Source organism: Pseudomonas kuykendallii, from assembly GCF_900106975.1.
Classification (GTDB): domain Bacteria; phylum Pseudomonadota; class Gammaproteobacteria; order Pseudomonadales; family Pseudomonadaceae; genus Pseudomonas_O; species Pseudomonas_O kuykendallii.
Map to the genome: position 1 here is coordinate 124,389 of NZ_FNNU01000004.1, position 20,530 is coordinate 144,918.

The following is a 20,530-nucleotide window of genomic DNA, read 5'->3' on the forward strand; positions in this document are numbered from 1 at the left end:
TAGGATCGCGACAGGCGGTCAGAGGTTCAGCGCAATCCGCGAAGCAGGCGCCCTCACCCACCGGCAGCGGCCGTCCACCCTCAGTACTCCAGCGGCGGGAACTGGCTGGCGATCGAGTCGCCGGTGAAGGACGCCTGCCAGCCCTGCGGGTCGTTGAACAGGCGAATGGCGATGAAATCCGGCTCCTCGCCCATGTCGAACCAGTGTCGGGAGCCGGCCGGCACCGAAATCAGGTCGTTCTTCTCGCAGAGCACGGCATAGACGTAGTCGTCGATATGCAGGTTGAACAGGCCGCGACCTGCAACGAAGAAACGCACCTCGTCCTCTGCATGCCGGTGCTCCTCGAGAAACCGGGCACGCAGCTCGGCCTTCTGCGGGTGGTCACGGTTGACGCTGACCACGTCCACGGCGACGTAACTCCGCTCGCTCATCAAGCGGTCGATCTGCGCCCGGTAGGCGGCGATCACCGCGTTCGGTTCGGCGCCGGGGCGAACCGGCTGCGCGGCCTCCCAGCGCTCGAAGCACACGCCGACCGCATCGAGGGTCGAGGCGATGTCCTCGAAGTGGCTGAGCACCTTGTTCGGCGACTGGGGGTTCGACAGGTGGTAGACGGACAGGCGGCTCATGCGGTTCTCCAGCATCGGGGAGCGGCTCGGCGCGGCAGCGCGCGGGGCAGCCAGTGTAACGGCCGGGGCGGCGGATCAGGTAGACGGAGGGGCGGCCTCAGTCCGGCGTCGATCTGCTCGGCAGCGCGATGATCGCCGCCGCGCCCAGCGCCGCCAGGCTGGCGATGGCGAAGGTCCAGAACGCGCCCAGGGCGTTCCAGGTGTAGCCGGAATACACCGCGCCAAGCGCGCCACCGATGCCGGCAAGGGCGGCGTACAGCGCCTGGCCCTGGCCCTGCTGGCGCGGCCCGAAGCTGCGCTGGACGAAGTGGATCGCCGCGGCGTGGAAGGCGCCGAAGGTGGCCGCGTGCATCAGCTGCGCCAGCAGTAGCACCCACAGGTGTCCGGCCAGCCCGCCCAGGAGCAGCCAGCGCAGCGCTGCCAGCAGGAAGCAGGCGAGCAGCACCTGGCGCAACGAGAAACGCCCGAGTATCCGCGCCATGCCGATGAACAGGATGACCTCCGCCACCACGCCCAGCGCCCACAGCTGGCCGATGGTCGCGCGGCTGTAGCCGAGCGTTTCCAGGTGGATGCTGAGGAAGGTGTAGTACGGGCCGTGGGACAGTTGCATCAGCCCCACGCAGAGGTAGAACGCCGCCACGCCGGGACGCCGCAGCTGGGCGATGAAGCCACCCTCGCCCAGACCTGGCCCGCGAAACTCGGGGCGCGCGTCCGGCACCCAGAGGCTGCTGGCGAGAATGCCGAGCATGATCACGATCAGCGCCCAGGGATAAGCGTCCAGACTGAACCGGTCGAACAGCTCGCCCAGCCCGACCACCGTGCAAATGAAGCCGATGCTGCCCCACAGGCGGATCTGACTGTAGCGCGCCGCCTGCTCGCGCAGGTGCGCCAGGGTGATCACCTCGAACTGCGGCAGCACCGCGTGCCAGAAGAACGCATGCAGCGCCATCACCAGCGCCAGCCAGGCGTAGCGCTTGTCGAACAGGATCAGCGCGAAGCCGGCCAGCGTGCACAGCGCGCCGAACCGCACGATGGCCAGGCGCCGACCGGTCACGTCGCCCAGCCAACCCCACAGGTTCGGGGCGATGCAGCGCATCAGCATGGGAATCGCCACCAGCTCGCCTATCCTCGCCGGTGAAAAGCCGAGATGGGCGAAGTACAGGCCGAGGAACGGCGCCGTACCGCCGAGCAGGCAGAAATAGAAGAAGTAGAAGCCCGACAGCCGCCAGTAAGGCAATGCGGCGGCGGTCACAGCTGGCCGAGTACCGGCGTGGCTACCCGGACGTCGGCGTTCTGGGCGCGATGACGGAGCAAGTGATCGAGCAGCACGATGGCCATCATCGCCTCGGCGATCGGCGTGGCACGTATGCCGACGCAGGGGTCGTGGCGGCCCTTGGTGATGACCTCGAGCGGATTGCCGTCGACATCGATCGAACGGCCCGGCGTGGTGATGCTGGAGGTCGGCTTGAGCGCCAGGTGCGCGACTATGGGTTGCCCCGAGGACACGCCGCCCAGCACGCCGCCGGCGTTGTTGGACAGGAAGCCGGCAGGCGTCAGCTCGTCGCGGTGCTCGGTGCCGCGCTGGGCGACGCAGGCGAAACCGGCACCGATTTCCACGCCTTTCACCGCGTTGATGCTCATCAGTGCATGCGCCAGCTCCGCGTCGAGGCGATCGAAAATCGGCTCGCCAAGCCCCGGCGGCACTCCTTCGGCGACCACGGTGATCTTCGCACCGACGGAATCCTGATCGCGGCGCAGCTGGTCCATGTAGGCCTCCAGCTCCGGCACCTTGTCCGGATCGGGACTGAAGAAGGCGTTCTGCTCGACGCTTTCCCAGCCTTTGAAGGGGATCTCGATGGGACCGAGCTGGCTCATGTAGCCGCGCACCGAGATGCCCATCGTCGCCAGATACTTCTTGGCGATGGCGCCCGCGGCGACGCGCATCGCCGTCTCGCGCGCCGAGCTGCGACCGCCGCCCCGGTAATCGCGGATGCCGTATTTGTGGTGGTAGCTGTAGTCGGCGTGGGCCGGGCGGAACAGGTCCTTGATCGCCGAGTAGTCCTTGGACTTCTGGTCGGTATTGCGGATCAGCAGACCGATGGAGTGTCCGGTGGTCTTGCCCTCGAACACGCCGGAAAGGATTTCCACCTCGTCGGCTTCCTGGCGCTGGGTGGTGTGCCGGCTGGTGCCGGGCTTGCGCCGGTCGAGGTCGCGCTGCAGGTCGTCCAGGCTCAGATCCAGCCCCGGCGGGCAGCCGTCGACGATGGCGACCAGCGCCGGGCCGTGGCTTTCGCCGGCGGTGGTGACGGTGAACAGCTTGCCGAAGGTATTGCCGGACATGCAGGGCTCCGCGATGGCCTGAAACGAAAAAGGGCCGGCAGTATAACCGAGCCTGCGGCGGTTTCGCCGCCCACCCGGCTCGCGCATACTGCCCCGCCACGCCCTGACCACTCTCGCGGAACGGACCCCGATGCGCTCATTCCTCTGCCTGTTGCTGACCATGCTCACGCCTCTCGCCTTCGCCCAGACCATCCTCAACCGCAGCGTCGAGCTGGACACCCCGAGCGGCACGCTGCACGGCAGCCTGATGCTGCCCAAGAGCGACCAGCGCCTGCCCGTTGTGCTGCTGATCGCCGGCTCCGGGCCGACCGACCGCAACGGCAACAATCCGCAGATGCGCAACGACAGCCTCAAACGCCTGGCGCAGGTGCTGGCCAGAAACGGCATCGCCAGCCTGCGCTACGACAAGCGCGGGATCGCTGCCAGCCAGCCCGCGGGGCCGGACGAGCGCAGCCTGAGCGTCGAGCGCTATGCCGAGGACGCCGTCGCCTGGAGCCGGCAGTTGAAGGCCGACCCGCGTTTCGGCGCGCTGATCCTGATCGGCCACAGCGAAGGCGCGCTGATCGCCAGCCTCGCCGCGCAGAACGCCGGCGCCGATGCGCTGGTGTCGATCTCGGGCAGTGGCCGACCGCTGGATGCGCTGCTGCTCGAACAGCTGCAAGGCAAGCTCCCGCCGCCGTTGCTCGCCTACAGCCAATGGCTGATCGCCGAACTCAAGGAGGGTCGCGAGCACGACGATGTGCCCCAGCCCCTGCTGGTACTGTTCCGCCCCAGCGTGCAGCCGTACCTGATCTCGATGTTCCGCCAAGACCCGGCAGACGCCTTCGCCAGCGTGAAAGTGCCGGCGCTGATCGTGCAGGGTACGCACGATATTCAGGTCGCCGTGGAGGACGCCGAACGGCAGCACTCGGCGAAACCGGACGCCGAACTGCTGCTGGTGCCGGGGATGAACCATGTGCTGCGCATCGTCCCGGCGGCTCGCGAGCAGCAACTGGGCTCGTACAACGACCCGCAGCTGCCGCTGGCGAATGCCCTGGGCAATGGAATCGTCGAGTTCATCAAGCGCACGCTCGCCTTAAGCAACGCGCAGAACGGCCGATAACCCTCGCAGGCCAGAATCGCTGACAGCAGCCACGGACGCCGCGATGAACGACACCCCCTCCCAGCCGCCAGACAACGAAACCACCAGGGCGCTGCCCTGGGCGGGCCTCGCGGCTGACCAGTTCCGTCTGCTGCGCCTGGCGCCCTTGCCGACCGACCGCCTCAGCGGCCCGCGCCCGCTGCGCTTCGTCCAGCTCGGCCGACTGGAACGCCATAGCCGTGAGCAGAGCCTGCTGCGGCTGACGCTGCAGTTGCCGAACCAGATCGTGCACAGCGATCAGAACGTGCTGGAAGTCTGGGCCGACCATCAGCGCAAGGTGGTTTACCTGGGCAACGACGACCTGCAGGTCGAACCGCAGAATCGCGGCCTCGGTCGTTTCCTGCTCGCCCAGGCGATCGGTTGGGCGAAGCAGCGCTGGGGCCACTATCAGATCGCCGCCAGCACGCTGCCACTCAAGGACGTGCTCAACGACGAGCTGCGCCAGCGCCGCGATCATTTCCTGCGCAGCCAGGGTGTCGACGTGCAGTATCCGGACGCGTTGCAGCTCAAGGCCGGCTACGCCGCCGCCCAGGTTGGCGATCTGCTCGGTGACTGGAATCAGGAAAAGGTCCAGATCATCGAGCTGCTCGACGCCGCGGCGATGCTCCAGCAGGCCGATCAGAACCTTCGCGAGCAGGATGTGAGGCTGCGCAAGCAGGAAGAGAACATCAATGCGATGAAGCGCGAGGACGGCACCCTGCGATTCACCGTTTCCTGCCTGGCCGTGTTCGTGGTCTTCCAGGCCGGCCTGCTGATCTGGATCGCCACTCACTAACCCGCCCGCTGCGCTGGACAATGAGCCGAATAGCGGCGACAATCGGCTCACTATATGAGCCGATTAACCTCTCCCATTCGGCTCAGCGAATCAGGCGGAACAGCCATGAACTCCCCACGCTGGATCTGGCAACAGCCCGATTGGCCGCATTTTCGCTGGCAGGCGGAGCGATTGGCGCCGCTGCTGCGCGAATGCGCCCAGGCGCAGGGCCGGCTGCTTGGCATGGCAGGCGCGACGGCCAGTTCGCTCGGCGCCGAGGACGAACTGGATGTGCTGCTGCAGAACATCGTCACCTCTTCGGCGATCGAGGGCGAACAGCTCAACGTGGGCTCGGTTCGCTCGTCGCTGGCCCGCCGACTCGGCCTGGAGGCGGATCAGGACGGCCGCGTCAGCCCGCGTAGCGAGGGCCTCGCCGAACTGATGCTGGACGCCACCCAGCACGCCGAACAGCCCCTCGACGAGGCCCGCCTGTTGCGCTGGCACGGATTGCTGTTCAGCGAGCAGAGCGCCTCGCCGCGTATCCGTGTCGGGGTGCTGCGCGGGGACGAGCCGATGCAGGTGGTATCGGGGCGTATCGACCGCCCCACCGTGCACTTCGAGGCGCCGCCGCGCGACGGCCTGGAACGGCAGCTGGGCGAATTCCTCGCCTGGTTCGCCAGTAGCCGCCAGGATGCGGGCCTCGATCCGCTGCTGCGCGCCGGCATCGCCCACCTGTGGTTCGTCACGCTGCATCCGTTCGACGACGGCAACGGCCGCCTGACCCGCGCCCTCACCGACCTGGCGCTGGCGCAGGCGGAAAACCAGGCCATCCGCTTCCACGCGATGTCCGCCAGCATCCTCGAGGATCGCGCCGGTTACTACCGCGCACTGGAGAGCTGCCAGAAAGCCGACCTGGATATCAGCGCCTGGCTCGACTGGTTCCTGCGCACCTTGCTCGCCAGCCTGCGGCAGGCGCTGGAGCGTATCGACCGGGTGCTGGCGAAGTCGCGCTACTGGCAGCGCCACCGCCAGCACGCACTGGGCACAGAACAGCTCAAGGTGCTCAATCGCCTGCTGGATGGTGGCGAGCGCGGCTTCGAGAACGGCATCAGCGCCGCGCAGTACCAGAGCGTCGCCAAGGTCTCCAAGGCCACCGCCACACGCCATCTGGGCGATCTGCTGGAGAAGGGTTATCTGCAACGCCTGCCCGGCGGCGGACGCAGCACGCGCTATCGAATCGCCGGCGAGGAAATGTCGTAGCGCGGGAGAATCCGAGCGGACCTACAGCGTGATGGCCTTGCGGCCATTGAAGGCATGCGCCAGGGTGCCGCCATCGACCAGGTCCAACTCGCCACCCAGCGGCACGCCATGAGCGATCCGCGACACCGAAAGCCCCTTGGGAATCAGCAACTGGGCGATGTAGTGAGCGGTCGCCTCGCCTTCCACCGTCGGATTGGTAGCCAGGATGACCTCGCTGAACGCGCCCTCGGCGATGCGCGCCAACAGCTCCGGCACGCCGATCGCCTCGGGGCCGAGCCCGTCCAGTGGCGACAGGTGCCCCTTGAGTACGAAGTAACGCCCGCGAAAACCGGTCTGATCCACCGCGAACACGTCCATCGGCGCCTGCACCACGCAGAGCAGGCTGTCGTCGCGATTGGGATCGGCGCACTGCGGGCAGAGTTCTTCCTCGCAGAGCGTGCGGCAGCGCTTGCAGTGCCCGACCCGCTCCATCGCCTCGTTCAGCGCATGCGCCAGCCGCAGCGCACCGCTACGGTCGCGCTCGAGCATCTGCAGCGCCATGCGCTGCGCGGTCTTCTGCCCCACACCGGGCAGGATGCGCAGGGCATCGATCAGTTGGCGAATCAGCGGGCTGAAGCTCATGGACATTACCGAAGTGAGTGCGAACGGACGAAGGTACAGCGCTGTAACAGCCCCTCACGCAGGTGAACTACACCTTGAATGCCACCGGCAGCGCCGTGGTGGAGGGGTGAAGCGACATCCACCCTAGGTTCAGGAGAACGAATGGAACGGGGCGCTCAGGGGCGGTAGCGGACAAGGCGCCGACGGACGAGGAACCGGAGTGTGCTGTTGCACATGAGGATTCCGAGTTCGTCGGCAACGCCGGCCGGTGCCGTCCATGGACGGCACAAACGAACTAGAAGGGCATCTTGAAGCCTGGGGGCAGCTGCATCCCGGCTGTCATACCCGACATCTTCTCCTGGCTGTTCTGCTCGATCTTGCGCACCGCATCGTTCACCGCGGCGGCGATCAGGTCTTCGAGGATGTCCTTGTCTTCCTGCATCAGGCTGTCGTCCAGGCTGACGCGCTTGACGTCATGGCGACCGGTCATCACCACGCTGACCAGCCCGGCGCCGGATTGCCCGGTGACCTCGGCATTGGCCAACTCTTCCTGCATCTTCTGCATTTTTTCCTGCATCTGCTGGGCCTGCTTCATCAGGCCGGCCATGCCACCTTTCATCATGGGGTCACCTCGGTATTCAGGGTTTCAACGGGTTCGATCGTACCGTCGCGGATCACCGCGGCGAATTGCTGGATCATCTGCTGCACCAGCGGGTCGGACTGGATCGCAACCTCCGCCAGGTGCTGGCGCTCGGCGCGCTTGCGCGCGGCCATTTGCGCGGGGGTCTCCTGCTCGGGCTTGCGCACCTCGACCTCGAGTTTGAGGGTGCGGCCCAGATACTGGTTCAGCGCATCGTTCAGCCGGCGCTGCTGGTTGGCGTTGAACAACGCGCTCTGCGTCGGCTCCAGGTGCACGCGCCAGACGTCGCCTTCCACCGCCACCAGGCTGCAGTTGGCGCCGATGCTGCCGGTCAGCCCGCTCAGGCCGAGACGCGGGAACAGTTCGAGCCATTCCGCCGCCAGGCCCGTGGCGGGTTGCACGTCGGCCAGGCTCTGCGCATCGGTGGCGCTGTCGTCGGCCGCTTCGTCGCCGAGCGACTCCAGGTAATCGAACGCTTCGCCGTCGACCTCGTAATACTCGTCGGCTGGCGGTGGCTCGTCGTCATCGTCATCCGCGTCGGTCTCGACATCCAGCACCTGGGCTTCGCTGGCGGCCGGATGGTCGACCGGTTCGCTTACTTCCGCCGACCGGATGACCGGCGCGTCGGCGGCCTCGGCGCTGGTGGGTGACGGCGCCGCTACCGGTTCCGTGGCGACAGCGGCTTCGACCGGCTCGGATTCTTCCCAGGGAGGATTGATCTTTTCCGCGGCGACGGGCGCAACCGGCGCGGGCGGAGGGGCGGCAACCGCTACCGGAGCAGGCTCGGCCGGCGCAGGTGGCGTCAGGTCCACCGGCGCTGGCGCAACGGCGACGGATTGCACAACCGGCGCGGCAATGTCGGCGCCGGCCACCGGGTTGGTCGTGGAATCAGTGGTGGCCCTGCTGATTCCCGGATTCTTTAGCGGTGTACTCGGCGCGCCGTCGGCATCCGCCGGACGGAACGCCAGCATGCGCAGCAGCGCCATCTCGAAACCACCACGCGGGTCCGGCGCCAGCGGCAGGTCGCGGCGGCCGATCAGGCCCATCTGGTAGTAGAACTGCACGTCCTCGGCGGCCAGCGCCTGGGCCAGATCGAGCACCCGTTCGCGGTCGCCCTGGCCGTTGTCCACCGCATCCGGCAGCGCCTGGGCAATGGCCACGCGGTGCAACACGTTGAGCATCTCGGCGAGCACGCCGTTCCAGTCCGGGCCCTGCTCGGCCAGGCGGCGCACCGCCTCGAGCATCGCCCGCGCATCGCCTTCGATGAGCGCATGCAGCACACCGTAGACCTGCCCGTGGTCCAGCGTGCCGAGCATGGCGCGCACGTCGGCGGCCAGCACCCTGCCCTCGCCGAAGGCGATGGCCTGGTCGGTGAGGCTCATGGCGTCGCGCATCGACCCATCGGCGGCGCGGCCGAGCAACCAGAGCGCGTCGGCCTCGAACGGCACGTTTTCCGCGGAAAGCACGTGGGTGAGATGCTCGACCACCCGCTCGGGCGTCATGTTCTTCAGCGAGAACTGCAGGCAGCGCGAAAGAATGGTCGCCGGCAGTTTCTGCGGATCGGTGGTGGCGAGGATGAATTTGACGTAAGGCGGCGGCTCTTCCAGGGTCTTCAACAGCGCGTTGAACGAGTGGCTGGAGAGCATGTGCACTTCGTCGATCAGGTAGACCTTGAAGCGCCCGCGGCTCGGCGCGTACTGCACGTTGTCGAGCAGTTCGCGGGTGTCCTCGACCTTGGTGCGGCTGGCGGCGTCGATCTCGATCAGGTCGACGAAGCGCCCCTCGTCGATCTCCCGGCACACCGAGCAGGTGCCGCAGGGCGTCGAGGTGATGCCGGTCTCGCAGTTCAGGCACTTGGCGATGATCCGCGCGATGGTGGTCTTGCCCACGCCACGCGTGCCGGTGAACAAATAGGCGTGGTGCAGGCGCTGGTTGTCCAGCGCATTGATCAGGGCCTTGAGCACATGGGTCTGGCCGACCATTTCGCGGAACGAGCGCGGACGCCATTTTCGTGCAAGAACCTGATAACTCATCGAACCGTCGCAGCAGGGTAGCGGAAGGAGGGCTAATGCTAGCGGAGCACCGGGCAAATTGCATCCGGCTTGCCGCCAGCGAATGCATCCATTGGCCAGGCGCAGACGAACGCCGGCAATCGCAACGCCGCGCGAGGCAAAAGGATCGGGGAACGGAAGAGATAAGGTGTCGCGAAGAGCGTTATGGAGGCAGCCCTACCAGCCACACCCCGGCACACGATGTCACCGCTGCGGCTGCTCCCTTCCGGGCCTGACCGGGTTCACGGCTGATCGTTGCGGGGGGACCGGCAGGGCCACCATAACGACGCCCACCTGGCGATGGGCCGCGCCATTGTACCGACTCGCCGGCAACTTACAACCGGCAGCGGCCGTTAAAGAAAAACTATCCCACACAAGCACTTGGCACGCGTCACCGACCTCACACACGGAACCGGCCGACCAGTTGCGCAAGCCCTTCGGAGAGCGCCGAGAGGTGCTCGCTGGCCCGCGTGCTTTCCCCGGACGTCTGCGCCGCCTGGTTCGACAGGTCGCGAATATCGCTGATGTTGCGGGCGATTTCCTCGGTCACGCTGCTCTGCTCCTCGCAGGCGGTGGCGATCTGCGCGGCCATGTCGTTGATCCGTTGCACCGACTCGCCGGTGCGCCCGATCGCCTGGTCGACGCCCGCGGCACGCTCCACGCTGTCGCGCGCCTGCTGGCTGCCGGCCTGCATCGCGGTCACGGCGTTGTGCACGCCCTGCTGCAGCCGTTCGATCATCTGCTGGATGTCGTTGGTCGAGTTCTGCGTGCGCCCGGCCAACGCGCGGACCTCATCGGCGACCACGGCGAAACCGCGGCCCTGCTCCCCTGCCCTGGCCGCCTCGATGGCCGCGTTCAGCGCCAGCAGGTTGGTCTGGTCGGCGATGCCCTTGATCACCGCCAACACCGCGCCGATCTGCTGCGCCTCGTGCTCCAGGGTGCGAATGCGCTCGGACGCGCTTTCCACGTCGCGCGCCAGCGCACGGATCGAACCGATGGTGGAACCGACCACCTCGGCGCCTTCGCGCGACTGCTCGTCCGCCCGTTGCGCGGCCTCGGCCGCGTTCTGCGCACTGCGAGCGACCTCGTTCACCGCGGCGCTCATCTGCGTGGCCGCGGTGCTGACCTGATCCACCGCCAGATGCTCGCGGCCGATCAGTTGATCGTTCGCCGCCGCCATGCCGGAAAGCTGCCGGGCGGAATCGGCGACCTCGCCGGTCACCCGGCCGACTTCGCGAATCAGCGGCTGCAGCTTGTCGAGGAAGCGGTTGAACGCCACGCCCAGGCGGCCCAGCTCATCGCGGGAAGACACCTCCAGGCGCGGGCGCAGGTCACCGTCGCCATCGGCGATCTGCTCGATGCGATGCAGCAGCAACTGCAACGGCCGGGTAATCAGCGAGGGGAATGCCAGCACCAGCACCAGGCAGAGCGCCAGGGCCAGGCCGACCACCAGACCCTGCTGCCAGAGGCCGCTTCGGCTGTTGGCATCCGCGTGCTCGCCCTGTTGATTGGCCGCCTGCTCCTCGAGGTTGCCGAGTTCGTCGATCGCCTCGCGCATGCTTCCGAACTGGGTCTCGCTGTCGCCGAAGCTCAGGGCGCGCGCCGCCGCGGGATCGCTTGCCGCCAGTTGCACCACCCGCAACGACGTCGCCTTCCACAGCGCGAAGCCCTGCTCGAAGCGAGTGACCAGTTCCTGGACCTTCGGCTCCTGCTGCGTGGCCGCGTACTTGTGCACGCGGTCGTAGCTCTGCTGCAGGTTTTCCGCATGCGACTTGCGCAACGCGTCGCCCTGCTGGCCGTTTTCATCGCTCAGCAGGCTGCGCTCCGCGACGAAGGCCTGATAAAGGTCGCGGTCGGCATTCAGCAGCAGTGTGATCGCCGGCAGGTGATGGCGGCTCAAGGCTTCGCTCGCCGACGCCACCGAGCGGATCGTCTGCATGCCCAGCGCACCGGTGATGATCAGCAGGGCTGCAAGCAGAAGAATGGGCAGTGCGATCTTCCAGCGGAAGTTGAGGTCGGCGAAGGATTGCAGCATGAACAGCTCCTTTCTTCATTATTGCTGGCGGATAGCTATCGCTTCGGTCCGGCGCGACTGGCACAGGCGATCACGGATGAATTCAATCTAGCAGCGCTTCGCAAGCGCCGCGAAATCGCAACGCGACTGCGACCATCCCGCGATGGTTGGCGTGCAGCCTGGCGGGTTAGACTGCCGGCGCACTCACGCACCGCACTACGGAGCAGCACAATGGCCCTGACCAAAGACCAACTGATCACCGATATCGCCGAAGCCACCGACGCGCCCAAGGCAACCGTCCGCGCCGTTCTCGAGCAGCTCGGCGAAATCGTCAGCGACGCCCTGGAAAACGGTAGCGAACTGACCCTCCCGGGCATCGGCAAGCTGAAGGTCGGCGACCGTCCGGCACGCACCGGGCGCAACCCGCAGACCGGCAAGGCCATCGAGATCGCCGCGAAGAAGGTGGTGAAGTTCGTGCCGGCCAAGGCACTGAGCGACGCGCTGAACTGAGTGTCAGCGAAACGAAAGAACCGGCCGAGGCCGGTTTTTTCTTTTCTCCAGCAGCGCAATTTGCTGGGCGACCCGACATAGGTCGGCGCTTTCCGAAACCCTCTTTCCCCCTGTGCGGCTCGGCTTTCCGATGGGTCATCACGGCGAAGCCCGTGCTGCAATCGATCCGCGCCCAGACAAGCCCCTCGAGCGGCGCAATGCCGTGGCCCGGCGTCCGTGACAGATCGCCACGAAGGAAATAAAAGCTGGTTCCAACCGCTTCTGCATGCTTTAGCCGTTATCCAGAAAGCTCTAGGATTGCATGCAGGTAAATATCAAGAGGGCAACCCGTGCCACGTCCCGATCTCAATCTCCTGCTGGCGTTGGACGCCCTGCTGGACGAGGGCAGCGTCATCGGCGCCGCGCGCCGCATGCACCTGAGCGCGCCGGCGATGAGCCGCACCTTGAGCCGTATCCGCGAGGCGCTGGGCGACCCGGTGTTCGTCCAGGTCGGCCGCAAGCTGATGCCCACGCCCAAGGCGCTGGCACTGCGCGAGCAGGTGCGGATGGCGGTCGAACAGGCCTCGCAGGTGTTCTCGTCCGGCGCCGAGATCGACCTGAAGTCGCTGGAACGGCGCTTCAACGTCCGCGCCACTGATGAGTTCGTGAGCATCCATCTAGGCCATCTCCTCGACGCGATGGCACGGGAGATGCCGCGGGCGATGCTGCGCTTCTCGCCGGAGGAAGACGACGTGGACGACGAGGCGCTGCGCAGCGGCCGCATCGATCTGTTCATCAGCGCTTCCCGCACGCTCGGCCCGGAGATTCGCGTGCAGTCGCTGTTCACCACGACATTCGTCGGCGTCGCGCGCGTCAACCATCCGATTTTCGACGACGAGATCACGTCCGAACGCCTCACCCGCTGGGAACACATCAACGTCTCACGGCGCGGCAAGGCTGCCGGGCCGGTCGATGCCGCGCTGGAAGCGCAGGGGCTGCGCCGGCATGTCGCCCTGGTGGTGCCCAATCCGTACACCGCGCTGTTCGCGCTGCAGGACTCGGACCTGCTGCTGCCCCTGCCCCGGCATCTCGCCAGCAGTGCGTTGGCCGCGGGCCTGCACATTCGCCTGTTCGAGCTGCCGACGCCGCTGGAAACGGTGCTTCTGACACAGGCCTGGCACCCGCGCCTGGAGAGCGACCCGGCCCATCAATGGCTGCGACAGACCATTCATACGCTCTGCAACGAAAGCCAGGCGCAGACGGCGAAGCGCGCCAAGCCATAGCGCACGGCCTGCTCCTATGCGTGCGTTTAGCGCACTCATGCGAGTGCAGTAAATTCACTTTCCGGAATCGTTGGCTCTGCCTACGGTGACGCGCATCGGTCACCGCAGGAAGGATTGAATGATGCATTCGGCGAATGTGCCTGAAGCGGATTCGGGCGACGTTCCACCGCGCTCGCGGCGTTGGGAAAGGCTGGCGCGCGGGCTGCCGTATCTGGATCTGACGACACCCCGTGCAGCCTATGTGATGCGTTCGCTGCTAGCCGCCTGCCTCGCTTTGGTGGTGGCCTATCTGCTGGAACTGCACGCGCCCTACGCGGCGGCCTCCAGCGTGCTGCTCGTCATCAACCCCCTTCAGGGTGGCGTGATCGGCAAGGGAACGTGGCGTGTCCTGGGCACGCTGGTCGGCATGCTGGCGGCCTTCGTGCTGATGAGCGCCTTCGGCCAGATGCCCTGGCTGTTCCTGCTCGGCTTTGGCCTGTGGCTGGGAATCTGCGTGGCGGGCATGACCCTGCTGCGTCATTTTCGGGCCTATGGCGCCACGCTGGCCGGCTACACCGTGGGCCTGGCGGCTTACGGTGCCATGCAGCATCCGGAACGCACCTTCGACCAGGTGATGGGGCGCGGCGCTTCCGTGCTGATCGGCGTGGTCTGCCTGGCGCTGGTCTCGGCCCTGTTCAGCAGCCGCAGCGTGCACAGCCGCGTGGCCGCGCTGCTCGACCGCCTGGCGTCCGCCACCGCGGACGTGCTGGCAGGGCATCACCAGGCCATTCAAGGCAGCGCCGTACCCGGCGGAAAGCCCCTGGACGCAGATCGGCACAACCTCATCACCGAGGTGTATGGCGTGGACGACCTGCTGGCGCTGGGAAAGGCCGAATCCGCCGATCTCGCCCATCGTGCCGGTACAGTGCGACATACGATGGTGTCGCTGTTCTCCGCCCTGGTGGGCGGCGTGCCGCCCCTGCGCGAACATCGCGCCGGCCTCGCTGCGCTGGGCGCGTTGCAGCCGGACTGGGAACAGACATGGCGGGAGGTCGGGCAGGTGCTGGAGCGGGAACCCGGCCCGGCCGGAAGGGCGCTTGCCATCCTCCGGCTGGCCGAGTTGCGCGCCCGGATGGTGGCCGCGCTCACCGCGACCTCGATGGACGACGCCGACGGGCAGGCCGCGCTGATGATCGCGGGCGATCGCCTGATCGAGCAGCTCGACGATTACCGGCAAGCCCTCGAGGGCATCGAGCGTTTCCACCAGCCCAGGCCGACGCCGGCGCGCGTCTCCGTGCCGTTCCACCGCGATACCGCAGCAGCCCTGGAGAATGGCATGCGCGCGTTGCTGACCGTGATCATGGGCGGCGCCTTCTGGATCGCCACGGGCTGGACCGACGGCAACATGATGCTGGCCGGATTGGCAGCCGCCTGTGCACTGTTGTCCACCGCGCCCAACCCCGTGCTGGGCGCCATCGAATTCATCAAGGGCACGGCGGCCGCCGTGGCGATGGCCCTCCTGTGCACCTTCATCGTGTTGCCGCACCTCTGCGGCCTACCGCTGCTGCTGGTGGTCCTGTGCCTGTTCTGGCTACCCGGCGTGTATGCCACGACGATGCCGCGCCATGCCTTGGCGGGTGTGGCCTACCTGGTCGCATTCACATCGCTGGCGGCGCCGGACAACCCGATGCGCTACGACTTCGCGCTGTTCCTCAATAGCGCCATGGCCTGGATTCTGGCGACCTGTTTCACCCTGCTGGGCTTCAGGATCGTGCTGCCGCGCAATCCAGTGCGCGACGTCACGCGCCTGCGCCAGCGCATCCGCGACGAAGCGCTGGGCACCTTGCGCGGCGAGCCGGCCGATGCGCAAGCCTGGCAATGGCGCCAGCAGCACCGCATCGCGCAACTCGGTGCATTGCTCAGGACGCAGCCGCAGGCGATGGACCGCGCCATCGCCCAGGCGCTGAACAGCCTGCATCTGGGCCGGGAAGTCCTGCGCCTGCGACGCTGGCTGCGCGAGGCGCAACAGGATGCCGAATGGCCACGCGTGGTGGCGCGCCCGCTGCGCCATATGCGCCAGCTGGCCGGCGATCCCGCTCGGGCCGCGCGCCATGCCCGTCGCGCGGCGACCTCCCTGGCGCGTTTGCCGGCGCGCGCCGACACCGCGATGGATGACGTGCGACGCGTGACGGTCGTGTTGCTCGACATCGCCGCGCTGCTGGAGCGCCATGCGGATGCCGTCGTACCGACCTCCGGAAGCCACGCCCATGCTCAGTGAGTTCTCCTTCGCCGGCATCTACCTGCCGCCCTTCTTCGTCTACGCCTGCGTGGCCCTGCCGATCTACCTGGGCCTTCGCTTCGTGCTCGCCCGCAGCGGAATGCTGCGCCGGGTGTGGCATCCGGGCCTGTTCGAGTTCGCCATATCCCTCTGCCTCGTTTCCCTTCTGGTGCTCTATGTCTGAACGTTCATTCCCCGCCAAGCTGCTACGGGCAGGATTCACCCTCGCGATGGCCGTCGCTGCCGGCCTGCTGGTCAGCGCACTGTGGAGCGCCTACGTCGTCGCCCCCTGGACACGCGATGGCCGGGTCAGCGCGCAAATCGTGCACATCGCCCCCGAGGTGCCTGGCACCGTCGCCGAGGTTCCGGTCACGGACGATCAATACGTCAAACAGGGCGACGTGCTCTACCGCATCGACAGCGCCAGTTTCGCGTTGGCCTTGGCCCAGGCCGAGGCGCAGTGGGCGGCGGCGGACGTCTCGCTGCGCCAGAAGACCGAGGAGGCGCGGCGGCGCCGGGGTCTGGAACGCCTGGTGCCCGCCGAGGAAATCCAGCGCGCGAACCAGGCGGTGGCCATCGCCCAGGCGGAACTGCGCAGCGCGCAGGTCGCCGTGGACAGGGCGAAGCTGGACCTGGCGCGCACCGTGCTGCGCGCACCGACCGATGGCTATGTCACGCACCTGCGCTTGAACAAGGGCGACTACGCCGTGGCGGGCCAGCCGAACATCGCCCTGATCGACGCCCGCAGCTTCTGGATCACCGGGTACTTCGAGGAAACCAAGCTGCACGGCATCCAGCCTGGCGCGGCGGCGCGCATCCGCCTGATGGGGTTCGATCCGGTGTTGCCGGGGCGGGTGGCCAGCATCGGGCGGGGCATCACCGACAGCAACCAGCAGGCCGACGCGCAGGGCCTGCCGAGCGTGGAACCCAGCTTCAGCTGGGTCCGGCTGGCGCAGCGTATTCCCGTGCGCATCGAATTCGAGCATGTCCCGCAGGACGTCGTGCTGGCAGCCGGCATGACCGGCAGCATCGAGGTCACGCCCTCGGCAGGCGCGCCGGTGCTCCAGGGCCGGCTGATCTCGCTGCTGCACCGCTGGATGTGAGGGCGAGTCCATGCATGCATCCCTCCCTCGCACGCCGCCGCGCCTTCGGCAGGCACTGCTGGCCTCGCTGCTGAGCGTCCTGGCCGGCTGCACCACTGTGGGCCCGGACTACCAGACGCAGGCGCCGGACGTGCCCGCGCACTGGATCGAGGCCGACGCAGCCCCGCCCGATGGCGACCACGACGACCTGCGCACTTGGTGGCTCGCCTTTCAGGATCCCTTGCTCGACCGCCTGGTCGATCAGGCCCTGGCGCACAACCAGGACCTGGACATCGCCCTGGCGCGCCTGCGTAAGGCCCGCGCCGAGCGCGTGCAGATCGCCGCGGCCGGCCTGCCCGAGGTTTCGATCGGCGTTGCCGGCGAGGCCGTGCGTGGCAGCAAGGCACTCGGCTCGCAGCCCGGCGGACAGGCGCGAACCTGGCACCTGGGCTTCGATGCCAGTTGGGAGCCGGACCTGTTCGGCGCCACGCGCCGCGCGGTCGAGACCGCCGATGCCGGCATCCAGGCGCTGGCCGAGGACCGTCGTGCGCTGCGGCTGAGCCTGGTGGCCGAGGTGGTGTCCGATTACGCAGGGCTGCGTACCGCGCAACAGCGCCTGCTCATTGCGCAGGACAGCATCCGCACGCTGGTCGAAGCCGAGCGCTTGGCCGAACGGGCGCAGCGCAGCGGCCTGGGAACGCTGGCCGATGTCACCCAGGCCCGCGCCGAGCGCGAAATGGCCGAGGCGCAGCCACCTTTGCTGCATGCGGACGTCGCCCGCTTCAGCCATGCCATAGGCGTGCTGACGGGCGGGTTTCCCGGCGACTGGCATGCCGCCCTCGCCACGCCCGCGCCCGCGCCCGCGTTGCCCATGCCAGCCGATTTGCCGCTGTCGCTGCCTTCGGACGTCATTCGCCAACGCCCCGACCTGCGCGCGGACGAACGCCGCCTGGCCGCCGCCACCGCGAAGATCGGCGTAGCCGAGGCCGAACGCTTCCCCAGGTTCCGCATTCCCTTGGGGTTCGGCACCAGCGCCAGCGTCATCCACGACCTGTTCTCCGGCGCCAGCCTGGCGTGGTCGGCGGCGATGCAGGGCAGCCACTCCCTCTACGACGTCGGACGCACGCGGGCAGGCATGACCGCGGCGCAGGCCAACGCCGACGCTGTCAGGCGCATCTACGAGCGGGACCTGCGTGCGGCGCTACGCGACGTGGAGGACGCCTTGACCACGAGGAACGGCGAACGCCAACGACAAGCCGCGCTGCAGAAGGCCGTGGTCGACAGCCAGCAGGCACTGCAACAGGCCAGCCAGCTATATACGCGAGGATTGAGCGCCTACCTGCCGGTGCTGATAACGCAGCGCAGCCTGAACCAGGCACGCGATGCACTGGCCCTCAGCCAACTGGCGCAACGGCGTGGGGAAATCGCCTTGTACAAGGCGCTGGGAGCAGGCGGGGCGGACAACGCGCCGGGTGTTTCCGACCACCGCAACGCCGCGGAGACGACGGCGACTCGGTGACGCGTAGGCACCTGGCGGAGCCGCGTCATCGCCTCACGTGCAGCGGCCGAAGCCGTCACACGTCGACCGGACATCGGGCAGCAACGACGACCGGCCTACTGCTGCAGCGTTTCCAGCTCGGCGATGAACTGCGCCTCGTCCAGCACCTTGAGTCCCAGCTCGTTGGCCTTGGCCAGCTTGGAGCCGGCGCCCGGCCCGGCGACGACGCAGTGGGTCTTCGCCGATACCGAGCCGGCGACCTTGGCGCCCAGCGCCTCCAGCCGCTCCTTGGCCTGGTCGCGGCTCATCGCCTCCAGCGTGCCGGTGAGCACCCAGGTCTGGCCGGCCAATGGCAGCCCGGCGGCAGCTTTGCGCTCGCTGTCCCAGTGCATGCCGAATTCGCGCAGCTGCGCCTCGATGGCGCGCGCGCGTTCGGCGTTTTCCGGCGCGTCGAAGAAGTCGCGCAGCGCGCGCGCGGCCTTCTCGTTGAGCCGTTCGACCTGGCGCAGGTCGAGCCAGTCGGCGCCGATGATCGCCTCCAGCGAGCCGAAGCGGGCCGCCAGTCTTTCCGCGCCGGTGGCGGCGATGAAGGGAATGTTCAGCTTGTCGATGAAGCCGGCCAGGCTCGCGCAGGCAGCAAATTCAGCGTGCAGCTCGCCCTCCTCCTGAAACGCCACGCCGCGCTCGCGCAACTGGGCGATCACCTCGCGGTTGTGCGCGTCCCCGAAGAAGCTGTGGATCTCGTGGGCCACTTCGCCGCCCACGTCCGGCAGGTAGGTGAGCACCTCGGGCAACGCCTTGCCGATGCGCTCCAGCGAGCCGAGGGCGCGGGCCAGCAACTTCGCCGTCTCCTCGCCGACATCGGGAATGCCGAGGGCGAAGATGAAGCGCGCCAGGCTGGGCGTGCGGCTCTTGTCGATGGACGCCAGCAGGTTCTTCGTCGACAGCTCGGCGAAGCCTTCCAGCTCGACGACCTGTTCGTAGGTCAGCGTGTAGAGGTCCGCCGGCGACGCCACCAGGCCCTTGTCGACCAGTTGCTCGACGATCTTGTCGCCCAGGCCGTCGATGTCCATGGCGCGGCGCGAGACGAAATGGATGATCGCCTGCTTGAGTTGCGCCTGGCAGGCGAGCCGCCCGACGCAGCGATAGATCGAGCCTTCGCTGACCGATTCGCGGCCCTTGCTGCGCTTGACCAGTTGGGTGCGCTCGACGGCCGAGCCGCACACCGGGCAACGCTCCGGGACATGCACCGCGCGCGCATCGGCCGGGCGGCGCTCGGCGATCACGCCGAGAATCTGCGGAATCACGTCGCCAGCGCGGCGGACGATCACGCTGTCGCCGATCATCACGCCCAGGCGCGCCACTTCGTCCATGTTGTGCAGGGTCGCGTTGGACACCGTCACGCCCGCCACCTGCACCGGTTTCAGCCGCGCCACCGGGGTGATCGCGCCGGTACGGCCGACCTGGAACTCGACGCCCAGCAGCTCGGTGATTTCCTCGCGCGCCGGGAATTTGTGCGCGATGGCCCAGCGCGGCTCACGGGCGCGAAAGCCCAGTTCGCGCTGCTGGGCGAAGTCGTTGACCTTGAACACCACGCCGTCGATCTCGTAGGCCAGCGCATCGCGTTTCTCACCGATCGCCTGGTAGTAGGTCCGGCATTCGGCGATGCCCTTTGCCAGCTTCAGCTCGCGGCTGATCGGCAGGCCCCAGCCCTTCAGCGCCTTGAGCATGTCGATGTGATTACCCGGCAGGCCGCCGTCGCTGCGCCCGACACCGTAGGCACAGAGCTCCAGCGGGCGTGACGCGGTGATCCGCGGATCGAGCTGGCGCAGACTGCCGGCGGCGGCGTTGCGCGGGTTGGCGAAGGTCTTGCCGCCATTCTCCAGCTGCCGCGCGTTGAGCGCCTCGAAGCCCGCCTTGGGCATGTAGATTTCGCCGCGCACTTCCAGCACCGCCGGCCAGCCGCTGCCGTGCAGCTTGAGTGGAATGTTGCGCACGGTGCGCACGTTGGCGCTGATGTCTTCGCCGGTGCTGCCGTCGCCACGCGTGGCGCCGCGCACCAGCTGGCCGTTTTCGTAGAGCAGGCTCACCGCCAGGCCGTCGAGCTTGGGCTCGCAGCTGTACTCCACCTCGGCGCCGCCGCCGAACAGATCGCCGGCCGGCAGGTCCAGCCCTTCGCGCACGCGGCGGTCGAAGTCCAGCAGGTCCTGTTCCTCGAAGGCGTTGCCCAGGCTGAGCATCGGCACTTCGTGGCGCACCTGGCCGAACGCCGCCAGCGCTTCGCCCCCGACACGCTGGGTCGGCGACTCGGCGGTGACCAGTTCGGGATGCTCGGCCTCCAGGGCGCGAAGTTCCTTGAACAGGCGGTCGTACTCGGCGTCCGGCACGCTCGGCTCGTCGAGGACGTAATAGCGGTAGTTGTGCGCATCGATTTCGCTGCGCAGGGCGGCGATGCGTTCGGCGGCCTGCTGGGCAGGTAGGGCGGCGTCGGTCAT

General features: G+C 67.7%; 17 protein-coding genes, 1 other RNA gene and 1 pseudogene. 9 read left to right on the top strand and 10 right to left on the bottom strand.

Going from position 1 to position 20,530, the window contains the following annotated elements:
• Positions 1 to 80: 80 nt before the first annotated feature.
• From BLV15_RS13940 to aroC, 3 genes are all read right to left on the bottom strand, one after another.
• Entirely contained in the window at positions 81 to 626 is a 546-nt protein-coding gene (locus BLV15_RS13940) for a 1,2-dihydroxy-3-keto-5-methylthiopentene dioxygenase (protein ID WP_090229384.1), read from the bottom strand.
• Between the two features lie 97 nt (positions 627 to 723).
• A complete protein-coding gene (locus tag BLV15_RS13945; RefSeq protein WP_090229387.1) occupies positions 724 to 1,878 on the bottom strand; it encodes an MFS transporter in 1,155 nt (384 codons plus the stop codon).
• Positions 1,875 to 2,966, bottom strand: coding sequence for a chorismate synthase (aroC, locus tag BLV15_RS13950; RefSeq protein WP_090229389.1), 1,092 nt, complete (start codon positions 2,964 to 2,966; stop codon positions 1,875 to 1,877). Before aroC ends, BLV15_RS13945 begins: the two co-directional genes overlap by 4 nt.
• Positions 2,967 to 3,096: 130 nt before the next feature.
• Here aroC and BLV15_RS13955 point away from each other — a divergent pair, with 130 nt between their 5' ends.
• The 3 genes from BLV15_RS13955 (at position 3,097) to BLV15_RS13965 (ending at position 6,121) form a co-directional block, all read left to right on the top strand.
• Positions 3,097 to 4,068 carry an alpha/beta hydrolase gene (locus tag BLV15_RS13955; RefSeq protein WP_090229392.1) on the top strand — a complete coding sequence of 324 codons (972 nt, stop codon included), beginning with the start codon at positions 3,097 to 3,099 and terminating at the stop codon, positions 4,066 to 4,068.
• Between the two features lie 43 nt (positions 4,069 to 4,111).
• Positions 4,112 to 4,882, top strand: a complete 771-nt coding sequence (locus tag BLV15_RS13960) for a hypothetical protein (protein WP_090229395.1) — start codon at positions 4,112 to 4,114, stop codon at positions 4,880 to 4,882.
• Between the two features lie 105 nt (positions 4,883 to 4,987).
• Entirely contained in the window at positions 4,988 to 6,121 is a 1,134-nt protein-coding gene (locus BLV15_RS13965) for a Fic family protein (protein WP_090229398.1), read from the top strand.
• A gap of 21 nt (positions 6,122 to 6,142) precedes the next feature.
• On the opposite strand, the gene recR is transcribed toward BLV15_RS13965, so the two are convergent.
• From recR to BLV15_RS22545, 6 genes and pseudogenes are all read right to left on the bottom strand, one after another.
• Positions 6,143 to 6,742 (bottom strand): recombination mediator RecR, encoded by a 600-nt coding sequence (gene recR, locus BLV15_RS13970; protein ID WP_090229400.1) that lies wholly within the window; start codon positions 6,740 to 6,742, stop codon positions 6,143 to 6,145.
• Positions 6,743 to 7,016: 274 nt separating this feature from the next.
• On the bottom strand, positions 7,017 to 7,343 hold the full coding sequence (locus tag BLV15_RS13975) for a YbaB/EbfC family nucleoid-associated protein (RefSeq protein ID WP_090229404.1): 327 nt from the start codon (positions 7,341 to 7,343) through the stop codon (positions 7,017 to 7,019).
• Positions 7,340 to 9,394, bottom strand: a complete 2,055-nt coding sequence (gene dnaX / locus BLV15_RS13980) for a DNA polymerase III subunit gamma/tau (protein ID WP_090229407.1) — start codon at positions 9,392 to 9,394, stop codon at positions 7,340 to 7,342. Before dnaX ends, BLV15_RS13975 begins: the two co-directional genes overlap by 4 nt.
• 193 nt (positions 9,395 to 9,587) lie before the next feature.
• Positions 9,588 to 9,684: signal recognition particle sRNA small type (ffs, locus tag BLV15_RS13985), an RNA gene on the bottom strand.
• A 128-nt stretch (positions 9,685 to 9,812) separates the two neighbouring features.
• Positions 9,813 to 10,592 (bottom strand): methyl-accepting chemotaxis protein, encoded by a 780-nt coding sequence (locus tag BLV15_RS22540; protein WP_376747761.1) that lies wholly within the window; start codon positions 10,590 to 10,592, stop codon positions 9,813 to 9,815.
• Between the two features lie 78 nt (positions 10,593 to 10,670).
• Positions 10,671 to 11,447: pseudogene (locus tag BLV15_RS22545) on the bottom strand (HAMP domain-containing protein); the annotation flags it as partial.
• Between the two features lie 210 nt (positions 11,448 to 11,657).
• Here BLV15_RS22545 and BLV15_RS13995 point away from each other — a divergent pair.
• From BLV15_RS13995 to BLV15_RS14020, 6 genes are all read left to right on the top strand, one after another.
• Entirely contained in the window at positions 11,658 to 11,936 is a 279-nt protein-coding gene (locus tag BLV15_RS13995) for an HU family DNA-binding protein (protein WP_090229412.1), read from the top strand.
• 329 nt (positions 11,937 to 12,265) lie between these two features.
• On the top strand, positions 12,266 to 13,198 hold the full coding sequence (locus BLV15_RS14000) for a LysR family transcriptional regulator (protein ID WP_090229416.1): 933 nt from the start codon (positions 12,266 to 12,268) through the stop codon (positions 13,196 to 13,198).
• A 118-nt stretch (positions 13,199 to 13,316) separates the two neighbouring features.
• Positions 13,317 to 15,455 carry an FUSC family protein gene (locus BLV15_RS14005; RefSeq protein ID WP_217632892.1) on the top strand — a complete coding sequence of 713 codons (2,139 nt, stop codon included), beginning with the start codon at positions 13,317 to 13,319 and terminating at the stop codon, positions 15,453 to 15,455.
• Positions 15,445 to 15,639 carry a DUF1656 domain-containing protein gene (locus BLV15_RS14010; protein WP_090229419.1) on the top strand — a complete coding sequence of 65 codons (195 nt, stop codon included), beginning with the start codon at positions 15,445 to 15,447 and terminating at the stop codon, positions 15,637 to 15,639. Before BLV15_RS14005 ends, BLV15_RS14010 begins: the two co-directional genes overlap by 11 nt.
• Entirely contained in the window at positions 15,632 to 16,558 is a 927-nt protein-coding gene (locus BLV15_RS14015; RefSeq protein WP_090229422.1) for an HlyD family secretion protein, read from the top strand. Before BLV15_RS14010 ends, BLV15_RS14015 begins: the two co-directional genes overlap by 8 nt.
• Before the next feature lie 10 nt (positions 16,559 to 16,568).
• Positions 16,569 to 18,056 carry an efflux transporter outer membrane subunit gene (locus BLV15_RS14020; protein ID WP_090229424.1) on the top strand — a complete coding sequence of 496 codons (1,488 nt, stop codon included), beginning with the start codon at positions 16,569 to 16,571 and terminating at the stop codon, positions 18,054 to 18,056.
• Between the two features lie 95 nt (positions 18,057 to 18,151).
• Here the strand turns inward: BLV15_RS14020 and ligA are convergent, their stop codons facing one another.
• Entirely contained in the window at positions 18,152 to 20,530 is a 2,379-nt protein-coding gene (ligA, locus tag BLV15_RS14025; RefSeq protein WP_090229426.1) for an NAD-dependent DNA ligase LigA, read from the bottom strand.